This window comes from Streptomyces sp. NPDC057137, assembly GCF_042670825.1.
Lineage (GTDB): Bacteria > Actinomycetota > Actinomycetes > Streptomycetales > Streptomycetaceae > Streptomyces.
The window spans coordinates 21,589-40,886 of the sequence record NZ_JBHUUW010000026.1; the positions used below are offsets into that span (position 1 = coordinate 21,589).

Annotated in this window: 21 protein-coding genes; 19 read left to right on the forward strand and 2 right to left on the reverse strand. The window is 68.6% G+C overall.

Annotation, left to right across the window (positions count from 1 at the left end):
• Nucleotides 1–74 precede the first annotated feature (74 nt).
• From ACFT9I_RS21205 to ACFT9I_RS21215, 3 genes are all read left to right on the forward strand, one after another.
• Entirely contained in the window at nucleotides 75–1,322 is a 1,248-nt protein-coding gene (locus ACFT9I_RS21205) for a site-2 protease family protein (RefSeq protein ID WP_382566347.1), read from the forward strand.
• A gap of 53 nt (nucleotides 1,323–1,375) precedes the next feature.
• On the forward strand, nucleotides 1,376–2,278 hold the full coding sequence (locus tag ACFT9I_RS21210; RefSeq protein ID WP_382566349.1) for a tRNA (adenine-N1)-methyltransferase: 903 nt from the start codon (nucleotides 1,376–1,378) through the stop codon (nucleotides 2,276–2,278).
• Nucleotides 2,279–2,484: 206 nt separating this feature from the next.
• On the forward strand, nucleotides 2,485–3,072 hold the full coding sequence (locus ACFT9I_RS21215; RefSeq protein WP_382566351.1) for a hypothetical protein: 588 nt from the start codon (nucleotides 2,485–2,487) through the stop codon (nucleotides 3,070–3,072).
• Between the two features lie 75 nt (nucleotides 3,073–3,147).
• On the opposite strand, the gene ACFT9I_RS21220 is transcribed toward ACFT9I_RS21215, so the two are convergent.
• On the reverse strand, nucleotides 3,148–3,468 hold the full coding sequence (locus ACFT9I_RS21220) for a ferredoxin (RefSeq protein ID WP_382566352.1): 321 nt from the start codon (nucleotides 3,466–3,468) through the stop codon (nucleotides 3,148–3,150).
• A gap of 253 nt (nucleotides 3,469–3,721) precedes the next feature.
• Here ACFT9I_RS21220 and arc point away from each other — a divergent pair, with 253 nt between their 5' ends.
• The 6 genes from arc (at nucleotide 3,722) to prcA (ending at nucleotide 9,822) form a co-directional block, all read left to right on the forward strand.
• Nucleotides 3,722–5,488, forward strand: a complete 1,767-nt coding sequence (gene arc / locus ACFT9I_RS21225) for a proteasome ATPase (protein WP_078078160.1) — start codon at nucleotides 3,722–3,724, stop codon at nucleotides 5,486–5,488.
• Between the two features lie 236 nt (nucleotides 5,489–5,724).
• Nucleotides 5,725–7,236 carry a depupylase/deamidase Dop gene (gene dop, locus ACFT9I_RS21230; RefSeq protein WP_382566355.1) on the forward strand — a complete coding sequence of 504 codons (1,512 nt, stop codon included), beginning with the start codon at nucleotides 5,725–5,727 and terminating at the stop codon, nucleotides 7,234–7,236.
• Between the two features lie 134 nt (nucleotides 7,237–7,370).
• A complete protein-coding gene (locus ACFT9I_RS21235) occupies nucleotides 7,371–7,589 on the forward strand; it encodes a ubiquitin-like protein Pup (RefSeq protein ID WP_382566357.1) in 219 nt (72 codons plus the stop codon).
• Nucleotides 7,590–7,592: 3 nt separating this feature from the next.
• Entirely contained in the window at nucleotides 7,593–8,198 is a 606-nt protein-coding gene (locus ACFT9I_RS21240; protein ID WP_382566358.1) for an endonuclease VII domain-containing protein, read from the forward strand.
• A complete protein-coding gene (gene prcB, locus ACFT9I_RS21245; RefSeq protein WP_382566359.1) occupies nucleotides 8,150–8,995 on the forward strand; it encodes a proteasome subunit beta in 846 nt (281 codons plus the stop codon). Before ACFT9I_RS21240 ends, prcB begins: the two co-directional genes overlap by 49 nt.
• 53 nt (nucleotides 8,996–9,048) lie before the next feature.
• The gene (prcA, locus tag ACFT9I_RS21250; RefSeq protein WP_382566360.1) at nucleotides 9,049–9,822 is read left to right on the forward strand and encodes a proteasome subunit alpha; all 774 of its coding nucleotides are present in this window, start codon (nucleotides 9,049–9,051) and stop codon (nucleotides 9,820–9,822) included.
• A gap of 56 nt (nucleotides 9,823–9,878) precedes the next feature.
• Here the strand turns inward: prcA and ACFT9I_RS21255 are convergent, their stop codons facing one another.
• Entirely contained in the window at nucleotides 9,879–10,913 is a 1,035-nt protein-coding gene (locus ACFT9I_RS21255) for a LacI family DNA-binding transcriptional regulator (RefSeq protein WP_382566362.1), read from the reverse strand.
• Nucleotides 10,914–11,072: 159 nt separating this feature from the next.
• Between ACFT9I_RS21255 and ACFT9I_RS21260 the strand changes: the two genes are divergently transcribed.
• From ACFT9I_RS21260 to tatC, 10 genes are all read left to right on the forward strand, one after another.
• Nucleotides 11,073–12,344 carry an MFS transporter gene (locus ACFT9I_RS21260; protein WP_382566364.1) on the forward strand — a complete coding sequence of 424 codons (1,272 nt, stop codon included), beginning with the start codon at nucleotides 11,073–11,075 and terminating at the stop codon, nucleotides 12,342–12,344.
• A 9-nt stretch (nucleotides 12,345–12,353) separates the two neighbouring features.
• A complete protein-coding gene (gene pafA / locus ACFT9I_RS21265) occupies nucleotides 12,354–13,715 on the forward strand; it encodes a Pup--protein ligase (RefSeq protein ID WP_354603294.1) in 1,362 nt (453 codons plus the stop codon).
• A 125-nt stretch (nucleotides 13,716–13,840) separates the two neighbouring features.
• A complete protein-coding gene (locus ACFT9I_RS21270) occupies nucleotides 13,841–14,776 on the forward strand; it encodes an FKBP-type peptidyl-prolyl cis-trans isomerase (RefSeq protein ID WP_382566366.1) in 936 nt (311 codons plus the stop codon).
• A gap of 43 nt (nucleotides 14,777–14,819) precedes the next feature.
• Complete coding sequence (locus tag ACFT9I_RS21275) at nucleotides 14,820–15,194, forward strand: FKBP-type peptidyl-prolyl cis-trans isomerase (protein ID WP_382566367.1); 375 nt, start codon at nucleotides 14,820–14,822, stop codon at nucleotides 15,192–15,194.
• Between the two features lie 140 nt (nucleotides 15,195–15,334).
• The gene (locus ACFT9I_RS21280) at nucleotides 15,335–16,291 is read left to right on the forward strand and encodes a helix-turn-helix transcriptional regulator (protein ID WP_382566370.1); all 957 of its coding nucleotides are present in this window, start codon (nucleotides 15,335–15,337) and stop codon (nucleotides 16,289–16,291) included.
• Between the two features lie 17 nt (nucleotides 16,292–16,308).
• Nucleotides 16,309–17,280, forward strand: a complete 972-nt coding sequence (locus tag ACFT9I_RS21285) for a helix-turn-helix transcriptional regulator (RefSeq protein ID WP_382566372.1) — start codon at nucleotides 16,309–16,311, stop codon at nucleotides 17,278–17,280.
• Nucleotides 17,281–17,294: 14 nt separating this feature from the next.
• The gene (locus ACFT9I_RS21290) at nucleotides 17,295–17,555 is read left to right on the forward strand and encodes a hypothetical protein (protein WP_382566373.1); all 261 of its coding nucleotides are present in this window, start codon (nucleotides 17,295–17,297) and stop codon (nucleotides 17,553–17,555) included.
• A gap of 31 nt (nucleotides 17,556–17,586) precedes the next feature.
• Nucleotides 17,587–17,784, forward strand: coding sequence for a hypothetical protein (locus ACFT9I_RS21295; protein ID WP_382566375.1), 198 nt, complete (start codon nucleotides 17,587–17,589; stop codon nucleotides 17,782–17,784).
• A gap of 204 nt (nucleotides 17,785–17,988) precedes the next feature.
• On the forward strand, nucleotides 17,989–18,282 hold the full coding sequence (gene tatA, locus ACFT9I_RS21300) for a Sec-independent protein translocase subunit TatA (protein WP_382566377.1): 294 nt from the start codon (nucleotides 17,989–17,991) through the stop codon (nucleotides 18,280–18,282).
• Nucleotides 18,283–18,394: 112 nt separating this feature from the next.
• Entirely contained in the window at nucleotides 18,395–19,288 is an 894-nt protein-coding gene (tatC, locus tag ACFT9I_RS21305) for a twin-arginine translocase subunit TatC (RefSeq protein ID WP_382566379.1), read from the forward strand.
• Nucleotides 19,289–19,298: the final 10 nt, after the last annotated feature.

Below are 19,298 nucleotides of genomic sequence, written 5' to 3' on the forward strand. Positions count from 1 at the left end.
CGGAATACCATCGACGCAAGACCCTCGCACACAGCATCATCGAGCGAGCCACGGCGCCGCAACGAAGGGAAGACGTGAAAAAGGACGACGAGAGCGGCGAGAGCAGGAGGCCGCGGTCCGGTCCTGAGGACGCGCCCCCCGGCGGCAAGCGGAAGCGGCCCGAAGACCCCGGCGGCGGGATTCTGATGGGCCGTCCCTTCGGCGTGCCCGTGTACGTCGCCCCCAGCTGGTTCCTGGTGGCCGCGCTCATCACCTGGGTCTTCGGCGGCCAGCTCGACCGCGTGCTGCCCGAGCTCGGTGGATTCCGCTACCTCGTCGCGCTCTTCTTCGCCGTCGCCTTCTACGCCTCCGTACTCGTCCACGAACTGGCCCACACGGTCGTCGCGCTGCACTACAAACTGCCGGTGCGCCGTATCCAGCTCCAGTTCTTCGGCGGCGTCTCCGAGATCGAGAAGGAGTCCGAGACCCCGGGCCGCGAGTTCATGCTCGCCTTCGTCGGCCCCCTGCTCTCCCTCGTCCTCGCGGGCTTCTTCTACCTCACGATGGCGGCCGTCGAGCCCGGCACCGTCCCCGGCGTCCTGCTCGCCGGGCTGATGATCTCCAACCTCATCGTCGCCGCCTTCAACTTCCTGCCCGGCCTGCCGCTGGACGGCGGCCGGATGCTCCGCGCCGTCGTCTGGAAGATCACCGGCAAGCCCATGGCCGGCACGGTCGCCGCCGCCTGGGTCGGCCGGGCCCTCGCCGTCGCCGTCCTCATCGGCCTGCCGCTCCTCACCCACACCGGCGCCCTCGGCAACTCCACCCAGGACATCGGCGGCGTGGAGACCGTCACCGACGCGCTCCTCGCCGCCATCCTCGCCGCGATCATCTGGACCGGCGCCGGCAACAGCCTGCGGATGGCCCGGCTGCGCGAACACCTGCCCGATCTGCGCGCCCGCGCCCTCACCCGGCGAGCCGTCCCCGTCGAATCGGCCACCCCCCTCTCCGAGGCACTGCGCCGCGCCAACGAGGCCGGAGCCCGCGCACTCGTCGTCGTCGACGGACAGGGCGAACCGACCGCGCTCGTCCGCGAGGCCGCCATCGTCGGCGTCCCCACCCACCGCCGCCCCTGGGTCGCCGTGAGCGGCCTCGCCCACGACCTCACCGACGGCATGAAGGTCCCCGCCGAACTCGCCGGAGAAGCCCTCCTCGACCGCCTCAGGGCCAACCCCGCCACCGAGTACCTGGTGGTCGAGGAGACCGGCGAGATCTACGGAGTCCTGTCCACCGCCGACGTCGAACGGGCCTTCGTCGCCGCCATGGCCAGGCCCGACGCCAAATGAGGCGCCCCCAAGCCAGGTGAGGGAGCCTCAAATGGAGCAGGTAGTCTGACCGCATGTCCGAACCGACCGGTGCCGCCCGTCGTCGCGGCCCCTTCAAGGTCGGGGACCAGGTCCAGCTCACCGACCCCAAGGGACGCCACTACACCTTCACGCTCGAAGCGGGGAAGAATTTCCACACCCACAAGGGTTCCTTCCCCCACGACGAGCTGATCGGTGCTCCCGAGGGCAGTGTTGTCCGCACCACGGGAAACGTCGCCTACCTCGCGCTGCGCCCCCTGCTCCCCGACTACGTCCTGTCCATGCCCCGCGGCGCCGCCGTGGTCTACCCCAAGGACGCGGGCCAGATCCTGGCCTTCGCCGACATCTTCCCCGGCGCCCGCATCGTCGAAGCCGGAGTGGGATCGGGCTCGCTCAGCAGCTTCCTGCTGCGCGCCATCGGCGATCAGGGCATGCTGCACTCCTACGAGCGCCGGCAGGACTTCGCCGACATCGCCCAGCAGAACGTGGAGCGCTACTTCGGCGGTCCGCACCCCGCCTGGCAGCTCACCGTCGGCGACCTCCAGGACAACCTCAGCGACACCGAGGTCGACCGGGTCATCCTCGACATGCTCGCACCGTGGGAGTGCGTCGAACCGGTGTCGAAGGCCCTCGTACCCGGCGGCATCCTCTGCGCGTACGTCGCCACCACCACCCAGCTCGCCCGCACCGTCGAGACGATCCGGGAGCACGGCTCGTTCAACGAGCCCGCCGCCTGGGAGTCGATGGTCCGCAACTGGCACGTCGAGGGACTCGCCGTACGCCCGGACCACCGCATGATCGGCCACACGGGCTTCCTGATCACCGCCCGTCGCCTCGCCGACGGCGTCGAGCCGCCCCTGCGCCGCCGCCGCCCCTCCAAGGGCGCGTACGGCGACGACTACGACGGCCCGGGAAGCGGCAGCGGCTCCCGAAGCTGAGCCGGCGTCACCGCCCGGCCCCGCGGGCCCGGATCGCACCGACGGCCACAACACGTCAGCGCCGCCACCGAGTTCACGTCCGTCCGACGCGAACTCGGCGGCGGCGTCTTTACGTTGGCCTTACGGACCCCGCTGTTCCGCCGCACTGTGACGTGTGGCACGATTCACGCCACCCCCACCGGCACTGCCTTCACAGGAGACACCGCGTGCAGATCTCCGACGTCCCGGACCTCGCGCACACCCGCCCGCGTCCCGTGCACTGGCTCGCCACGGCCACCGCGATGGCCGCCGTGGTCGCCGCCGCCGGCCTGCTCCAGCCCGACGCCGCCACGGCCAACCAGTCAGGCTCAGGACCCGTCGGACGCACCGCCCCGAACGCGGCACCCCTGCCCGCGCCCGACACCGCCGCCGTGGACTTCCCACTCGAATGCGGTGGCGCGAAAACGCTGGTCACGAAGAAAGCCACCGGAGACCTCGACGGCGACGGCCGCCCCGAGACCGTGGCCGCCGCCCGCTGCGACGCCGGCTCCGGCACCCCGCCGAACGGTGTGTACGTACTCACAGGGACCAAGGACGCCGGAGCACCCCGCATCGTGGCCACCCTGGTCGACCCGGCCGACCGGCAGAGCGTCGCCGACCTGGAGATACGCGACGGCCTCGTCCGCGCACGGCTCCTCGGGTACTCGGGACCGGACGTGCCGGGCTGCTGCCCCGACGAGGAGCAGAGCCTGAGCTGGCAGTGGAAGAACGGCGCCTTCGTACGGAGCGCCCAGAACGAGTCACAGAGCGTCTGAACCGATCACACCGGGTGACCTCGCTCCCGGGTGCGCCACCGGCGTAACCCCCGAGTCACCGGCCCGTCGGCACGCTCACTCCGCGTCGGGGCCGTACACCTCGACATTGTCCGAAACGCGCCGCACATGAATGCAGTCACCCGGGCACTCCTTGGCCGAGTCGACGACGTCCTTGAGGATCGTCAGCGGCACGCGCGTGGTCGCGCCGGGGGACTGCAGAAGTTCGTCGTCGGCGCTCTTCACATAGGCGAGGCCGTCGATGTCCAGCTCGAAGACGTCGGGCGCGTACTGGGCGCAGATCCCGTCGCCGGTGCAGAGGTCCTGGTCGATCCAGACCTCGAGCGGCTCGCCGCCCTCGGTGACTGCGTCGGTCGGAGCCTGCTGCTGCACGGTCATATCTCCTGCCGTTTCTTGCGTGGGGTGAGGCAATCTCGGGCAAGTCACGCCAGCCCTGACGGGTGTTGAACACTTCGACGATACAACCGGCCGCTTTCCGATGTTGAACGGTGGGTATTCCCCTGGCGTGAGGGAGAGCGCAAGGGTGAAGATCGGACACGCCCCGACAGTCTTTGTGATCTAGGGGTTTTAATCACCACCTACCCAGGTAGGGTCAGGAAGCGTCCAGCTCCCCTTGGAGGAGGTGAGGACCGTGGCAGCCCACGACGACGACATCAACCGCGGCATCCGGCCCGGACGAGGGTCTGAAGACCCGGCCGGCCAGGTTGCCTATCTCGAGCAGGAAATCGCCGTCCTGCGACGTAAGCTCGCCGACTCTCCGCGTCATACGAGGATTCTCGAAGAGCGGATCGTCGAACTGCAGACGAACCTGGCAGGTGTGTCCGCGCAGAATGAGCGGCTCGCCAATACGCTGCGTGAGGCCCGCGACCAGATCGTGGCCCTCAAGGAAGAGGTCGACCGGCTCGCACAGCCGCCGGCCGGCTTCGGCGTCTTTCTGCATGCGAACGAGGACGGTACGGCGGACATCTTCACCGGGGGCCGCAAGCTCCGGGTGAACGTCAGCCCCGGCGTCGAGCTCGAAGAGCTCCGACGCGGCCAGGAAGTCATGCTCAACGAGGCCCTCAACGTGGTCGAGGCCATGGAGTTCGAGCGGGCCGGGGACATCGTCACCCTCAAGGAGATCCTTGAGGACGGCGAACGCGCCCTGGTCGTGGGGCACACCGACGAGGAACGGGTGGTGCGGCTCGCCGAGCCGCTGCTGGACATCACCATCCGCGCCGGCGACGCCCTTCTGCTCGAACCCCGCTCCGGCTACGTCTACGAAGTGGTTCCCAAGAGCGAGGTCGAAGAACTCGTCCTCGAAGAGGTACCGGACGTCGACTACAGCAAGATCGGCGGTCTCGGCGGCCAGATCGAGATGATCCGGGACGCGGTCGAACTTCCGTACCTCTACCCGGACCTCTTCAAGGAACACGAACTGCGCCCGCCGAAGGGCATCCTGCTCTACGGTCCGCCCGGCTGCGGCAAGACACTCATCGCCAAGGCCGTGGCCAACTCCCTTGCCAAAAAGGTCGCCGAGGTCAGCGGCCGGCCCGCGGGGAAGAGCTACTTCCTCAACATCAAGGGCCCCGAGCTTCTCAACAAGTACGTCGGCGAGACCGAGCGGCACATCCGCCTGGTCTTCCAGCGTGCCCGTGAGAAGGCCAGCGAAGGCACTCCCGTCATTGTCTTCTTCGACGAGATGGAATCCCTCTTCCGCACCCGGGGATCCGGTGTCAGCTCGGACGTGGAGAACACCATCGTCCCGCAGCTGCTCGCCGAGATCGACGGTGTGGAGGGCCTGGAGAACGTCATCGTCATCGGCGCCTCCAACCGCGAGGACATGATCGACCCCGCGATCCTGCGCCCCGGCCGGCTCGACGTGAAGATCAAGATCGAGCGTCCGGACGCGGAGGCGGCCAAGGACATCTTCGCGAAGTACCTGCGCTCCTCGCTGCCCCTGCACGAGGACGACCTGTCCGAGCACAAGGGCTCGCCCGAGTCCACGGTCCAGGGCATGATCCAGTCGGTCGTCGAGCGGATGTACACCGAGTCCGAGGAGAACCGCTTCCTCGAGGTCACGTACGCCAACGGCGACAAGGAAGTTCTGTACTTCAAGGACTTCAACTCCGGCGCGATGATCCAGAACATCGTCGACCGGGCCAAGAAGATGGCGATCAAGGACTTCCTCGACGAGAACCAGCGAGGACTCCGCGTCGCCCATCTCCTCCAGGCCTGCGTGGACGAGTTCAAGGAGAACGAGGACCTGCCCAACACCACCAACCCGGACGACTGGGCCCGTATCTCCGGCAAGAAGGGCGAGCGGATCGTCTTCATCCGCACCCTGGTGACCGGAAAGCAAGGCGCCGACACCGGACGCTCCATCGACACGGTGGCGAACACCGGGCAGTACCTGTAAGGCACAGACCGGCTGCGGATGTCCGGACGGGCATCCGCAGCCGGTTGCTTTCCCCGTACCTTTCACGACACCAGGCCAATGACGGAAACGATCTCCCCGCCAGTGCAAAGGCGTTCTAGGCTCATCGGTACCGCCGCGTCGCGCAGTGCGGGGACGGGCACCGCACACGCACCGGAGAGACAGCGGTACTTGAGCGACGTTCCCGAAGGGGAGCGCCGCCGGGCAAGGAGGGCCGCATGACCGTACGGCGAGTAATGGGCATCGAGACGGAGTACGGGATCTCCGTCCCCGGCCAACCGAACGCCAATGCCATGCTCACCTCGTCCCAGATCGTCAACGCCTACGCGGCGGCGATGCACCGGGCGCGCCGCGCCCGCTGGGACTTCGAGGAGGAGAACCCGCTGCGGGACGCACGAGGCTTCGACCTCGCCCGCGAGGCCGCCGAGTCCAGCCAGCTCACCGACGAGGACATCGGGCTGGCCAATGTGATCCTCACCAACGGCGCGCGGCTGTACGTCGACCACGCGCACCCGGAATACAGCTCTCCGGAAATCACCAACCCGCGTGACGCCGTCCTGTGGGACAAGGCCGGCGAGCGCATCATGGCCGAGGCCGCCGAGCGCGCCGGACAGCTTCCCGGCGCCCAGCCGATCCTGCTCTACAAGAACAACACCGACAACAAGGGCGCCTCGTACGGCACGCACGAGAACTACCTGATGAAGCGGGAGACCCCCTTCTCGGACATCGTGCGGCACCTGACGCCGTTCTTCGTCTCGCGGCAGGTCGTCACCGGCGCCGGCCGGGTGGGCATCGGCCAGGACGGCCACGAGCACGGCTTCCAGATCAGCCAGCGCGCCGACTATTTCGAGGTCGAGGTCGGTCTGGAGACCACCCTCAAACGGCCCATCATCAACACCAGGGACGAGCCGCACTCGGACGCCGAGAAGTACCGCAGGCTCCATGTGATCATCGGCGACGCGAATCTCTCGGAGATCTCCACCTATCTCAAGCTCGGGACGACATCGCTGGTCCTGTCCATGATCGAGGACGGGTTCATCAATGTCGACCTGGCCGTGGACCAGCCCGTACGCACGCTCCACCAGGTGTCGCACGACCCGTCCCTGGGTCGTCTGATCACGCTCCGCAGCGGACGGACACTCACCGCTGTGCAGCTCCAGATGGAGTATTTCGAACTGGCGCGCAAATACGTCGAGGAGCGTTACGGCTCCGACGCCGACGAGCAGACCAGGGACGTACTGGGCCGTTGGGAGGACACGCTCAACCGGCTGGAGAACGACCCGATGAGCCTGTCGGGCGAACTCGACTGGGTCACCAAGAAGGAGATCCTGGAGGGCTACCGCCGCCGGGACGGCCTGGAGTGGGACGCGGCACGGCTGCACCTGGTGGACCTCCAGTACGCGGACGTGCGCCCCGAGAAGGGCCTGTACAACCGTCTGGTGGCCCGCGGCAAGATGAGCAGGCTCCTGGACGAACCGGACGTCGAACGGGCCGAGACGAAGCCTCCTGAGGACACCCGCGCCTATTTCCGGGGCCGCTGTCTGGAGCAGTACGCGGACGACGTGGCCGCGGCCTCCTGGGACTCGGTCATCTTCGACCTGCCGGGCCGGGACTCGCTCCAGCGGGTACCGACCCTGGAACCTCTCCGGGGCACGCGCAACCACGTCAAAGCGCTCCTGGACCGGTGCCGCACGGCCGAGGACCTGGTCCGGGTGCTCTCGGGCGGCTGAAATGGCCCCGGTCCGGGAATCATGGAGGTGGCCCCCGGACGTTGTACGAACTGCGGGGCCGATGTCCGAGCCTGCTTGTAGGGTCGGATCTTGAAGGTCACATCGAGCGGGGCGAACCGAGCGGGGTGAGGGATATGGCGACCAAGGACACCGGCGGCGGGCAGCAGAAGGCGACGCGTTCCACGGAGGACGCCGAGGAGCAGACCGAGGACGTACAGCAGTCCGAGGACCTCCAGGAGCGCCAGGAGAAGCTGTCGGACGACGTGGACTCCGTGCTGGACGAGATCGACGACGTACTCGAGGAAAATGCCGAGGACTTCGTGCGCTCCTTCGTGCAAAAAGGCGGAGAGTGAAGAATGGGCGATTCGTCCGAAGGGAAGCAGTGTGCGGGTTTCCTCCGCATTCTGCGGCTCAACTCCTTCGCGGCGGACAGAAATAGGCGAGACGGCCTCCAAACGCGGTGTCGGGAGTGTGTGGCGGAGTACAGCGCCATGCACTACCGGCGCCGCCGGGAGGCTGAAGGCAAGATCGTTCGCGAGAAGGTGGATGTACCTTCCGGCCACAAGCTGTGCCGGGTTTGCGGCGAAGTCAAACCCCACAGCGGGTGGCACCGGAACTCAAGCGCATCGGACGGATTGTCCACGCGGTGCAAATCCTGCCGGGCTGTTCAAGGCCGCGCGGGCCACCTGAAGCGGCAGTACGGCATCACCGAAGCCCAACGCGACGAGATGATCTCGTCGCAGATGGGCATCTGTGTCATCTGCCTATCTGCCCCCGCCGCGCATGTGGATCACTGCCATGAGACGGGTAGGGTCCGAGGCGTACTGTGCTTCAACTGCAATTCGGCCATTGGCAAGTTGGGGGATGATCCCGACACCCTGCGCCGTGCCATCGCATACCTGGAGGGAAACGCGTGGAAGCCAACACTCGTAGCACCGGGCGTCTACCGGCTGCCTTCCTGACGCCCGGGTCCGCCTCGTTCATGGACTTCCTGTCCGTCCACTCGCCGGAGATCCTGCCCGGCAACCGGGTGCTGCCGCCCGTCCAGGGTGCGATCGAGGCGCCGCACGGGACGACGATCGTGGCCGTGACCTTCGACGGCGGGGTCATCCTCGCCGGTGACCGGCGGGCCACCATGGGCAACATGATCGCGCAGCGCGACATCGAGAAGGTCTTCCCGGCCGACGAGTACTCGGCCGTGGGTATCGCGGGCACGGCGGGTCTCGCCGTGGAGATGGTCAAGCTCTTCCAGTTGGAGCTGGAGCACTTCGAGAAGGTCGAAGGCGCGCAGCTCTCCTTCGAGGGCAAGGCCAACCGGCTCTCCACCATGATCCGCAGCAATCTCGCCATGGCCATGCAGGGCCTGGCCGTCGTCCCGCTCTTCGCCGGCTGGGACGTGGACCGCGGGAAGGGCCGCATCTTCTCCTACGACGTCACCGGCGGCCGTTCGGAGGAGCACGGGTACGCGTCCACCGGATCGGGCTCGCTCTTCGCGCGCGGCGCGATGAAGAAGCTCTTCCGGGAGGGGCTGACGGAGGAACAGGCCATCACGCTCGTCATCCAGGCGCTGTACGACGCGGCGGACGACGACTCGGCCACCGGCGGGCCGGACGTGGCCCGCAAGATCTATCCCATCGTCAACATCATGAGCGACGAGGGCTTCCGCAGGGTCACCGACGAGGAGTCCTCGCAGGTCGCCCGTTCGATCATCGAGCGCCGGCTGGAACAGCCCGACGGCCCGCGCGCCGAGCTGCTCTGACGCCCGGCCTCCGCCGAATAGACATGTCACTGACAGGAAGGGACGGATAGCCGGTGTCGACGCCGTTCTATGTCTCACCCCAGCAGGCCATGGCCGACCGGGCGGAGTACGCCCGCAAGGGCATCGCCCGCGGTCGCAGCCTGGTTGTGCTGCAGTACGCCGACGGCATCGTCTTCGTCGGTGAGAACCCGTCCCGCGCGCTGCACAAGTTCAGCGAGATCTACGACCGGATCGGTTTCGCCGCCGCCGGTAAGTACAACGAGTACGAGAATCTGCGCATCGGTGGCGTCCGCTACGCGGATCTGCGCGGATACACCTACGACCGCGACGATGTGACGGCCCGTGGGCTCGCCAACGTCTACGCGCAGACGCTGGGCACGATCTTCTCCAGCGCCGGTGAGAAGCCGTACGAGGTGGAGCTGGTCGTCGCCGAGGTGGGTCCGACAGCCGACGGGGACCAGATCTACCGGCTGCCGCACGACGGTTCGATCGTGGACGAGCACGGCTCGGTGGCCGTGGGTGGCAACTCCGAGCAGATCAGCACGTTCCTGGATCAGCAGCACCGTGACGGGATGTCCCTCGCCGAGGCGCTGAAGCTGGCCGTGCAGGCCCTGTCCCGGGACACGAACGGGAGTGAGCGGGAGATCCCCGCCGAGCGGCTGGAGGTGGCGGTCCTGGACCGTACCCGGCCGCAGCAGCGCAAGTTCAAGCGTGTCGTCGGCCGTCAGCTCGCCCGCCTGCTGGAGGCGGACGGCGCGGCGTCCACGCCGACGGACGCTCCGTCGGACACCGAGGAGTCGGAGGAGTCCGGCGACGCGGAGGAGTGAGCGGCGCGGTTCTTCCGGTGCCCCGAACCGCCCGTGCGGTCCGGGGCACCGGTCCGTCAGGGGCCCGGCGGGGGAGCGGTCGAGCCGCGGATCACCAGTGAGACGGGCAGCACGGTGTTCTCGGGCTCGCGTCCGTCGAGGATGGCCAGCAGCGCCGACATCCCGTGCTCGCCGACCTGTTCGGCGGGCAGCCGCACCGTGGTCAGTTCCGGCTCCACGGCCGTCGCGAGGGCCAGGTCGTCGAAGCCCGTGACGGAGACGTCGTCCGGCACCCGCAGACCGAGTTTCCGTACGGCCTTGACGGCGCCCGCCGCCAGCACGTCGCTGTCGCAGATCAGCGCGGTGGGCCGCGGCCCCGGGCCGTTGAGCGCCCGCTCGGCCGCCTCCCGCGCGGCGTGCACCTCCAGGGCCGACGGCACGGTGCGTACGAGTGCCCCGGGCACGCCACGTACCGCCTCGGCCAGCGTGTCGGCGCGCACGGTGAACGTCCAGGAGGTCACGGCCGAGGCGAGGTGGGTGATCCGGCGGTGGCCGAGGCCGAGCAGATGGTCCGTCACCTGCCGCATGGCGTCGGCGATGTCGAGGTTCACGTGCGCGGCGGCGCCGGACCCGGCGGGGTCGCTGTCGAGCATGACCAGTGGCAGATCGGTACCCCGGATCGCGGCGAGCGCCTCGGCCGCGATGGACGAGGCGATCACTCCGTCCAGCGCCGCCCGCGCGGACGCGAACGGGTCCTTGGCGGGTCCGGTGCCGTCCGGTGAGGGATAGAGGACCACCCCGAAGCCGTGCTCGGCGGCCACGGACGCGGCGCCCGTGTAGACGCGGGCGAAGAACTCGTGGGTGAGCGCGGGCACCACCAGCAGCGCGGTCCTGGTCCGGCCGAGGCGGAGACTGCGGGCGGCGAGATTCGGCCGGTAGCCGAGGTCGCGCGCGGTGTCCCGGACGAGCCCGGCCGTGCGCTCGGAGACCCGGCCGCGCCACTTGTCGCCGAGGACGAGGGACACGGTGGCCTGCGACACCCCGGCGGCGTGTGCCACGTCCCTGCTGGTCGGCCTCGTGGGCCGGGCGGCCGTGCCGGGCGGCTCTGCCATCGTTCTCGTCCTCCGTGCCGACTGCCGCGGGCAGGGGCGCCCGGATGTGTGACCCGCAAGCCGGTGGACCCGTGGGCTGCGCACATGGTACGTATGACCCCGGAAGTTATACGTAAAACTTGCTTGTGCCGGGTGAACCGGGCGAGACGAGGGGGAGTCATGGCCGCAGGCTATGTGGACATTCTCAAGGCACCGCACGCCGCGCGACTGCTCACCGGCACGCTCGTCGGGCGGCTGCCCAGTGCCACCGGTCATATCGCGATCGTCCTGTTCACCCGCGACGCGGGCGGCAGCTACACCCTCGCGGGCGTCCTGGCGGCCGTCTACGGGCTCTCCACCGCGATCGGCCAGCCGCTGCTCGGCCGCGCCGTGGACCTGGTGGGCCAGCCGCGCGTCCAGCTCCCCGCCGCCGTCGTCTCCGCCCTCGGCATGGTCTTCCTCGCCGTCACCGGGATCGATCCGCTGCCTCTCGCCTTCGTGGGGGTGGTCGTCGCCGGCCTGTTCACCCCGCCGCTCGAAGGCGGCCTGCGGGCCCTGTGGCCCAGCGTGCTCGGCCGGGAGGAGCGGGTCCACCGCGCGTACGCCATGGACGCCGTGGCACAGGAGGTGATGTTCACGGCCGGTCCGCTGTTCGTCACCCTCCTCGTCGCGCTCTGGTCCCCGGGCGCCGCCCTCCTGGTCATCAACGCCATCGGCGTGCTCGGCGCGCTCACCGTCGTGCTCTCGAAGCCGTCGCGCGCCTGGCGCTCGGCGCCCCGGGAGGCGCACTGGCTCGGTGCCCTGCGCTCACCCGGACTTCTCGCGCTTCTCGCCGCCTTCCTCTTCATCGGCCTGGCGCTCGGCTCCATCACCGTCGCGGGCGTCGCGTACGCCGACGACCAGGGCCGTGAGTCCGTGTACGGCTGGCTGATGGCCGCCCTCGGTCTCGGCGCGCTGGTGGGCGGCCTCGTGTACGGGGCCCGGCAGTGGACCGGCACCCCCGAACGCAGGCTGCTCTGGATCACCGGCCTGCTCGCCGCCGGCTATCTCCCCCTGATGCTCACCCCCGGTGTCGTGGCCATGACCGCGCTCGCCGCCCTCTCCGGGGTCTTCCTGGCGCCCGCACTGGCCTGTGCCTTCATCGTGGTCGACCGGCACGCCCCGCGCGGCACCGTCACGGAGGCGTTCTCCTGGCTCGTCACCACCTTCGGCGTCGGCGCCGCCTTCGGTACGGGAGTGGCGGGACCGGCCGTCGAACTGGCCGGCACATCGACGAGCTTCGGCGTCGCGGGGGCGGGCGGTGTCGCCGCGCTGCTGGTTCTGCTGGCCACCCGGAAGGTCCTCGCGGCTCCCGTCGAAGTGGCCGACGGCGACCCGACCGGGGAAGCCGGATACGAAAATGATCGCAACGGTGCGGCCCAACACGGTTTCAGCTCAGGCCATCAGGCGTAATGTTCAGACATGGACCGCCGCATTTTCGGGCTGGAGAACGAGTACGGCGTCACGTGCACCTTCAGGGGACAGCGCCGGCTGTCACCTGACGAAGTGGCGCGCTACCTCTTCCGCCGTGTTGTGTCATGGGGCCGCAGCAGCAACGTCTTCCTGCGGAACGGCGCCCGCCTCTACCTCGACGTGGGATCGCATCCGGAATACGCGACACCCGAATGCGACAACGTGACCGAACTGGTCACGCACGACAAGGCGGGCGAGCGCATTCTCGAAGGCCTGCTCGTCGACGCCGAACGCCGCCTGCACGAGGAGGGAATCGCGGGCGACGTCTATCTGTTCAAGAACAACACCGATTCGGCGGGAAACTCCTACGGCTGCCACGAGAATTATCTCGTCGCCCGCCACGGGGAATTCTCCCGGCTCGCGGACATCCTCATCCCGTTCCTCGTCACCCGGCAGCTGCTCTGCGGCGCCGGCAAGGTGCTGCAGACTCCGCGTGGCGCGGTCTACTGCGTCAGTCAGCGTGCCGAGCACATCTGGGAGGGTGTCAGCTCCGCGACCACCCGTTCCCGTCCCATCATCAACACCCGTGACGAACCGCACGCCGACGCGGAGCGCTACCGCCGGCTGCATGTCATCGTCGGTGACTCGAACATGTCCGAGACGACCATGCTCCTCAAGGTCGGCGCCACGGATCTCGTGCTGCGCATGATCGAGGCGGGCACGGTCATGCGTGACCTCACCCTGGAGAACCCGATCCGGGCGATCCGCGAGGTCAGCCACGACATCACCGGTCAGCGCAAGGTGCGTCTGGCCAACGGGCGCGAGGCGTCCGCCATCGAGGTCCAGCGGGAGTACTACGAGAAGGCCGTGGACTTCGTCGACCGCCGGGGCATCCGCACCGGCACCGTGGAGCAGGTCCTGGAGCTGTGGGGCCGTACGCTCGACGCCATCGAGGCCGAGGACCTGGACCGGATCGGTACCGAGATCGACTGGGTCATGAAGTACAAGCTGATCGAGCGCTACCGGGCCAAGCACAACATGACCATGTCCCACCCCCGGGTCGCCCAGATAGACCTCGCCTACCACGACATCCACCGCCGCCGCGGGCTCTACTACCTGCTGGAGAAGCGCGGCCAGGCGGCCCGGATCTGCAACGACATGAAGATCTTCGAGGGCAAGTCCGTGCCCCCGCAGACCACCAGGGCCCGGCTGCGCGGAGACTTCATCCGCCGTGCCCAGGAGCAGCGGCGGGACTTCACCGTCGACTGGGTCCATCTCAAGCTCAACGACCAGGCGCAGCGCACCGTGCTGTGCAAGGACCCGTTCCGCTCCGTGGACGACCGGGTCGAAAAGCTGATCGCCGGTATGTGACCGCCGAAGGACGGCATCCGTCGTCCCGGAACACGACTCGGGCCCCGTACGTTCCTCGTGCGGGGCCCTTGCCACGCCCTAGAGTGTCGGGGACCCAAACCTTCCGTCTGAGATCTGAGGAATTCGTGCGCCGACTTGCCGGCCTCGTCGTCATCCCCCTACTGCTGCTGTCACTGGCGGCGTGCGGTGACGACGGAGGCTCCGACTCCACCTCGTCCAAGAACGGTTTTCCCGAGATCACAGCGGGTGCCAAGTTCGGTGAGAAGCCGACCCTCGGGAAGGGTGAGGGGACTCCGCCGAAGGAACTGCAGACCGACGTCATCAGTGAGGGTGACGGCGCGAAGGTCAAGAAGGGCGATGCGATCCAGGTCAACTACCTGGGCCAGTCGTGGGACTCGACCAAGCCCTTCGACAACAGCTTCGACCGCAAGGCCCCCTTCGACCTGACGCTCGGCGCCGGCATGGTCATCCAGGGCTGGGACAAGGGTCTGGAGGGCCAGAAGGTCGGCAGCCGTGTCGAGCTGGTCATCCCGCCGGACCTCGGTTACGGCGCGCAGGGCCAGGGCGACATCAAGCCCAACTCCACCCTCGTCTTCGTCGTGGACGTCCTGAAGGCGACCCAGGTCCCGACCACCGCCAAGGGCACCGAGGTAGCGCAGGACAACATCGACCTGCCCAAGGTCGGGGTCAACGCCGACGGCAAGGCACCCAAGGTCACGATCCCGAAGACGGACCCGCCGAAGAAGCTCGTCTCCAACTATGTGCTGGAGAGCAAGGGCGAGGTCGTCAAGGCCACCGACTCGGTCGTGCTGAACTACGAAGCGCTGCTGTGGAAGGACGCCAAGACCTTCGACAGCACGTACAAGAACGGGAAGACCGTCACGTTCCCGCTGCCGCAGCTCACCCTCAAGGGTCTGAAGGACGGCGTCGTGGGCAAGAAGGTCGGCAGCCGTGTGCTGGTCGTGATCCCGCCGGCCGACGCGTTCGGTGACAAGGAGCAGGAGGGCATCCCGAAGAACTCCACTCTGGTGTTCGCCGTGGACATCCTGGCGAAGGTGTAACACTGTCCCGGTTGCCCCGTTCATCATTTAGAGGAGCAGTTCAGTGAGCATCGAGAAGCCCGAGATCGACTTCCCGGGTGGCGAGCCGCCGGCCGACCTGGAGATCAAGGACATCTGGGAGGGCGAGGGTGCCGTCGCCAAGGCGGGCGACACCGTCTCCGTCCACTACGTGGGCGTGGCCTTCTCCACCGGTGAGGAATTCGACGCCTCCTGGAACCGCGGTACGCCGCTGCAGTTCGAGCTCGGTGCCGGAAGGGTCATCTCCGGTTGGGACCAGGGTGTCCAGGGCATGAAGGTCGGCGGCCGTCGTCAGCTGACGATTCCCTCGCACCTCGCCTACGGCGAGCGTGGCGCGGGTGGCGGTGCCATCGCGCCCGGCGAGACGCTGATCTTCGTCTGCGATCTGGTCGCTGTCTGATCGACGACCCTGTCCGGTCACAAACGGACACACCGAGGGCCCATGCTGTCCGGCGTGGGCCCTCGGCTTTTACCGTGGGACTCCCGGGCGGTACGGTCGACGCGCGGATGCGGCACTATCAGATGAGGTGTAGGGCGTCGATGGCCATTGCCAAGGCCGAGCGGTTGATGAATCTCGCGCTGTGCCTGCTCGGCACCCGGCGCCCGCTCAGCAAGCGCGAGTTGCGCGAGTCCATCGAGGCGTATCTGGAAGCCGGGTCCGACGACTCCTTCAACCGGATGTTCGAGCGCGACAAGGACGATCTGCGCGAACTCGGCCTGGTCATCGAGACGGTGGAGAATCTGGACGGCGAGACCGGCTATCTGGCCCGCCGGGACAGCAACCGCCTCCCCGCCATCACGCTGGACGCCGAGGAGGCCGCCGCGCTCGGACTGGCCGCCAAGGTCTGGCAGCAGGCGCGTCTCGCGGGCGCCGCCAGCGGCGCGCTCCAGAAGCTGCGGGCCGCGGGCATGCCGGAGGCGGAGGATTCGTACGAGGTGCACCACAGCGCCCTCGAACCGCGTATCCCCGTCCACGAGGCCGCGTTCGAGCCGCTGATGCTCGCCTGCCGTGACCGCAGGCCCGTCGTCTTCGACTACCGCAAGGCCAACGCCGCCAAGCCCGAGCAGCGCCAGGTGGAGCCGTGGACGCTGGAGTGCTGGCGCGGCCACTGGTATCTGGCCGGCTGGGACCGGGAGCGGCGGGCCGAGCGGGTGTTCCGGCTCTCCCGGATCAGTGGCCGGGTCCGTTCCCGGACGGGGGAGTTCACCGCGCCCGTACCCGATGTGGTCACCGTGCGGGAGACGGTCGAGAGCTGGGCCGGTGAGACGGCGACGCGGTCGGCCCTGATCCGGCTGCGTTCCGAGAGCGGGTATCCGCTGCGTGCCCGGGCGGTGTCGTCGCGGGAACTGGGCGACGGCTGGGACGAGTTGGAGATCCCGTACGGCCATGGCCTGGACGCCTGGCTGGTGGAGTTCGGCCCCGACGTGGTCGTGCTGGAGCCCGCGGACCTGCGGGCCGACGTCGTGGACCGGCTGCGCGCCGTGGCCAAGGCCTGAGGGGACTCGTACACACCATGGCAGCCAACGCCATCGACCAGACCCGCCGGATGCTCTCGCTGGTGACGTATCTGCGGGAGCGCCCCGGCGCGCACGTGCAGGACGTCGCGCGTGCCTTCGGTATCACCGAGGACGAGTTGATCTCCGACCTGGACGTCCTGCCCATGTGCGGGACGAGTTTCCGCGGTGGCGACCTCCTCGACATCGACACCGACGGCGACCGCATCTGGTGGCACAACCCGGACGACGTCGCCGAGCCGCTGCGGCTGGCCGCCGACGAGGCCACCGCGCTGCTGGTGGCCGCGCGCGCCGTCGCCACCCTGCCGGGGCTGCGGGAGAGCGACCGGCAGGCCCTGCTGCGTGCCACCGCGAAGCTGGAGGCCGCCGCCGGGGAGGCGGCGGGTGCCAGTTCCCGGCTGTCGGTCACCTTCGAGTCGGAGGGCGGTGTCTTCGCCGACGTGGACCGGGCGATCTCGGAGCGGCGGCGGCTCTGGCTGCGCTACTACTCCCCGGCGCGGGACGAGCTGACCGAGCGCGAGGTCGATCCGATCAGGCTGTTCGCGGTGGGCCACACGTACATGGAGGCCTGGTGCCGGCTCTCCGAGGCGCGGCGTACGTTCCGGCTCGACCGGGTCGCCGAGATCAAGCTGCTCGACGAGCCGGCCGCGCCTCCGGAGCTGGAGCTGCGCGACCTGTCGGAGGGGCTGGTGCAGCCGTCGGCCGACGATCCCGAGGTGGTGGTCGATGTCGGCCCCGGCGGTCGTTGGGTCGCCGAGTACTACCCGCACGACAGCGCGGAGGAGTTGCCCGACGGCGGGCTGCGGATCACGCTGCGTACGCCGGCGCCGGCCTCGCTGCGGCGGCTCGCGCTGCGGCTGGGCGGGGACGGGCGTATCGCGTCCCCGGGGGATCTCGCGGAGAGCGCGCGGCGGGCGGCCCGTGAGGCGCTGGCGGCGTACGACTCCGACGCCTCGCACCAACAGAACTAGGGGATTTGGGGGATATGTCCATGATGGGTGGTTTCTCGGCGCCGGCATCCATGGTGCCGATCCTCTTCCGGGCCGCCTGCCCCGAGTGCCGGGCCCGCTTCGAGCTCTCGGCCGGCGCGCTGCGGCTCGCGATCGGCGCCAGCCGCCGTACGACGTTCTACTCGTTCACCTGCCCCGAGTGCGAGACGGCGGTGCGCAAACCCGCCGGTGAACGCATCGTCGAACTGCTCACCGGCGGCGGCGTGCGGACGCTGCGCCTGCATTCGACGCACTAGGTGCGACGCACCAGGAGAGAAGGCTCCTCGTATGTTCTGGCCCATGCTCGCCATCGCCCTGGGGTTCTGCGGGCTCGCCGTTCTCGGCGTCCTCGCGGTCCGGGTCTTCGTCGAGGCCCAGCGCCTCGGCCATCAGGTCGCCTCCACCACGCGGCGGATCAACCAGGCGGCGGAGGAGCTGGAGCTGGCCGCCACCCATCTCGCGAAGACCGGCGACGCCATCCGATAAATGAATGCACCCTCCCTCCATCGCCAGTTCGGGCGGTAGGCTGACGAAGCGGTCTCGGACTGGAGGCGGGGGCCGTCGCAGGGAGTACGCACAGGCATTGCCCCACGTTTACCCCTGCGGGTTACGATCGCTGCCAGCACGACGGTCGGACAGCTGTCCGATCGACGTCCCAGACTCTGTCGCCTCGGTGAAGAAGGTAATGCTATGGGTAGGCTCGGCCCCACCGAGATCATCCTTATTCTCGTCGTCATCATCCTGCTCTTCGGTGCCAAGAAGCTTCCCGACATGGCCCGTTCGCTCGGCAAGTCGGCGCGCATCCTCAAGAGCGAGGCCAAGGCGATGAAGTCGGACGACAGCAAGAGCGGCACGGCTCCGACGGACCCGCCGACCGCCTCCGCCGACTCGGACCAGCCCGCGCCCCGGACCATCCAGGCCGCGCCCGGCGATGTCACCAGCTCGCGGCCCGTCGCCGAGCCCACCGACTCGACCAAGCGCTGATCCGACCCCTGGGCCGATGCACGCACCGGGCACGGTGACGGCCTGCCGCACGAGATGAGGACGTGGGTTGCCCAAGTCTGCCCGCACAGAAGAGAAGGATCCCGAGGGGCGCATGCCGCTCGTGGAGCATCTTCGTGAGCTGCGCAACCGGCTGTCGAAAGGGATCCTCGCGATCATCGTCGTGTCGATCGTGGCCGCGATCTACAGCGAGCCGATCATGACGTTCTTCGCCGAGACCGTGCCCGCGTGCAACGAAGGCTTCCAGGAGAGCGACGGCGGCAACTGCGCCATCGTCTCCTTCAACACGATCACCGCGCCGTTCACCACCACGATCCGCGTCAGCCTCACGGCCGGCGTCATCGGGGCCAGCCCGGTCTGGCTCTACCAGCTCTGGGCCTTCATCGCCCCCGGTCTGCACAAGAGCGAGAAGAAGTACACCTACGGTTTCGTCGCCACCGCCGTGCCCCTCTTCGCGGCCGGTGCCTACCTCGCGTACATCATTCTGCCGATCAGCCTCAAGGTGCTGCTCGCCCTGACGCCGACCGGTTCGTCCAACATCCTCTCCCTCGAAGAGGTCATCGACTTCACGACCCGCATGGTGCTGGTCTTCGGACTCGCCTTCGAGCTGCCCCTCGTCCTGGTCATGCTCAACATGACGGGCGTCGTCACCGGCCGCCGGATGGTCGGATGGTGGCGCGGTGTCGTCATGGGGGTCTTCGTCTTCGGCGCCGTCGTCACCCCGACGACCGACCCCGTCGGCATGCTCGCGCTGGCCGGACCGATCGTCGTCCTGTACTTCGGCGCGGTCGGCTTCTCGCTCATCAACGACCGGCGCAGGCGCCGCAACAACCCCGACGCCGAGCTGGACGACGACGAGGCGTCCGATCTGGACCACACGCCGGAGAGCGTCGGCGCCGTCGAGCCGGTCTCCACGGTGGCCGCGCTGCCGGAGCAGGCGGACAGCAACCGTACGGCCCGTGTGAACGGCTACGACGACGTCACCTGACCTGACCGGG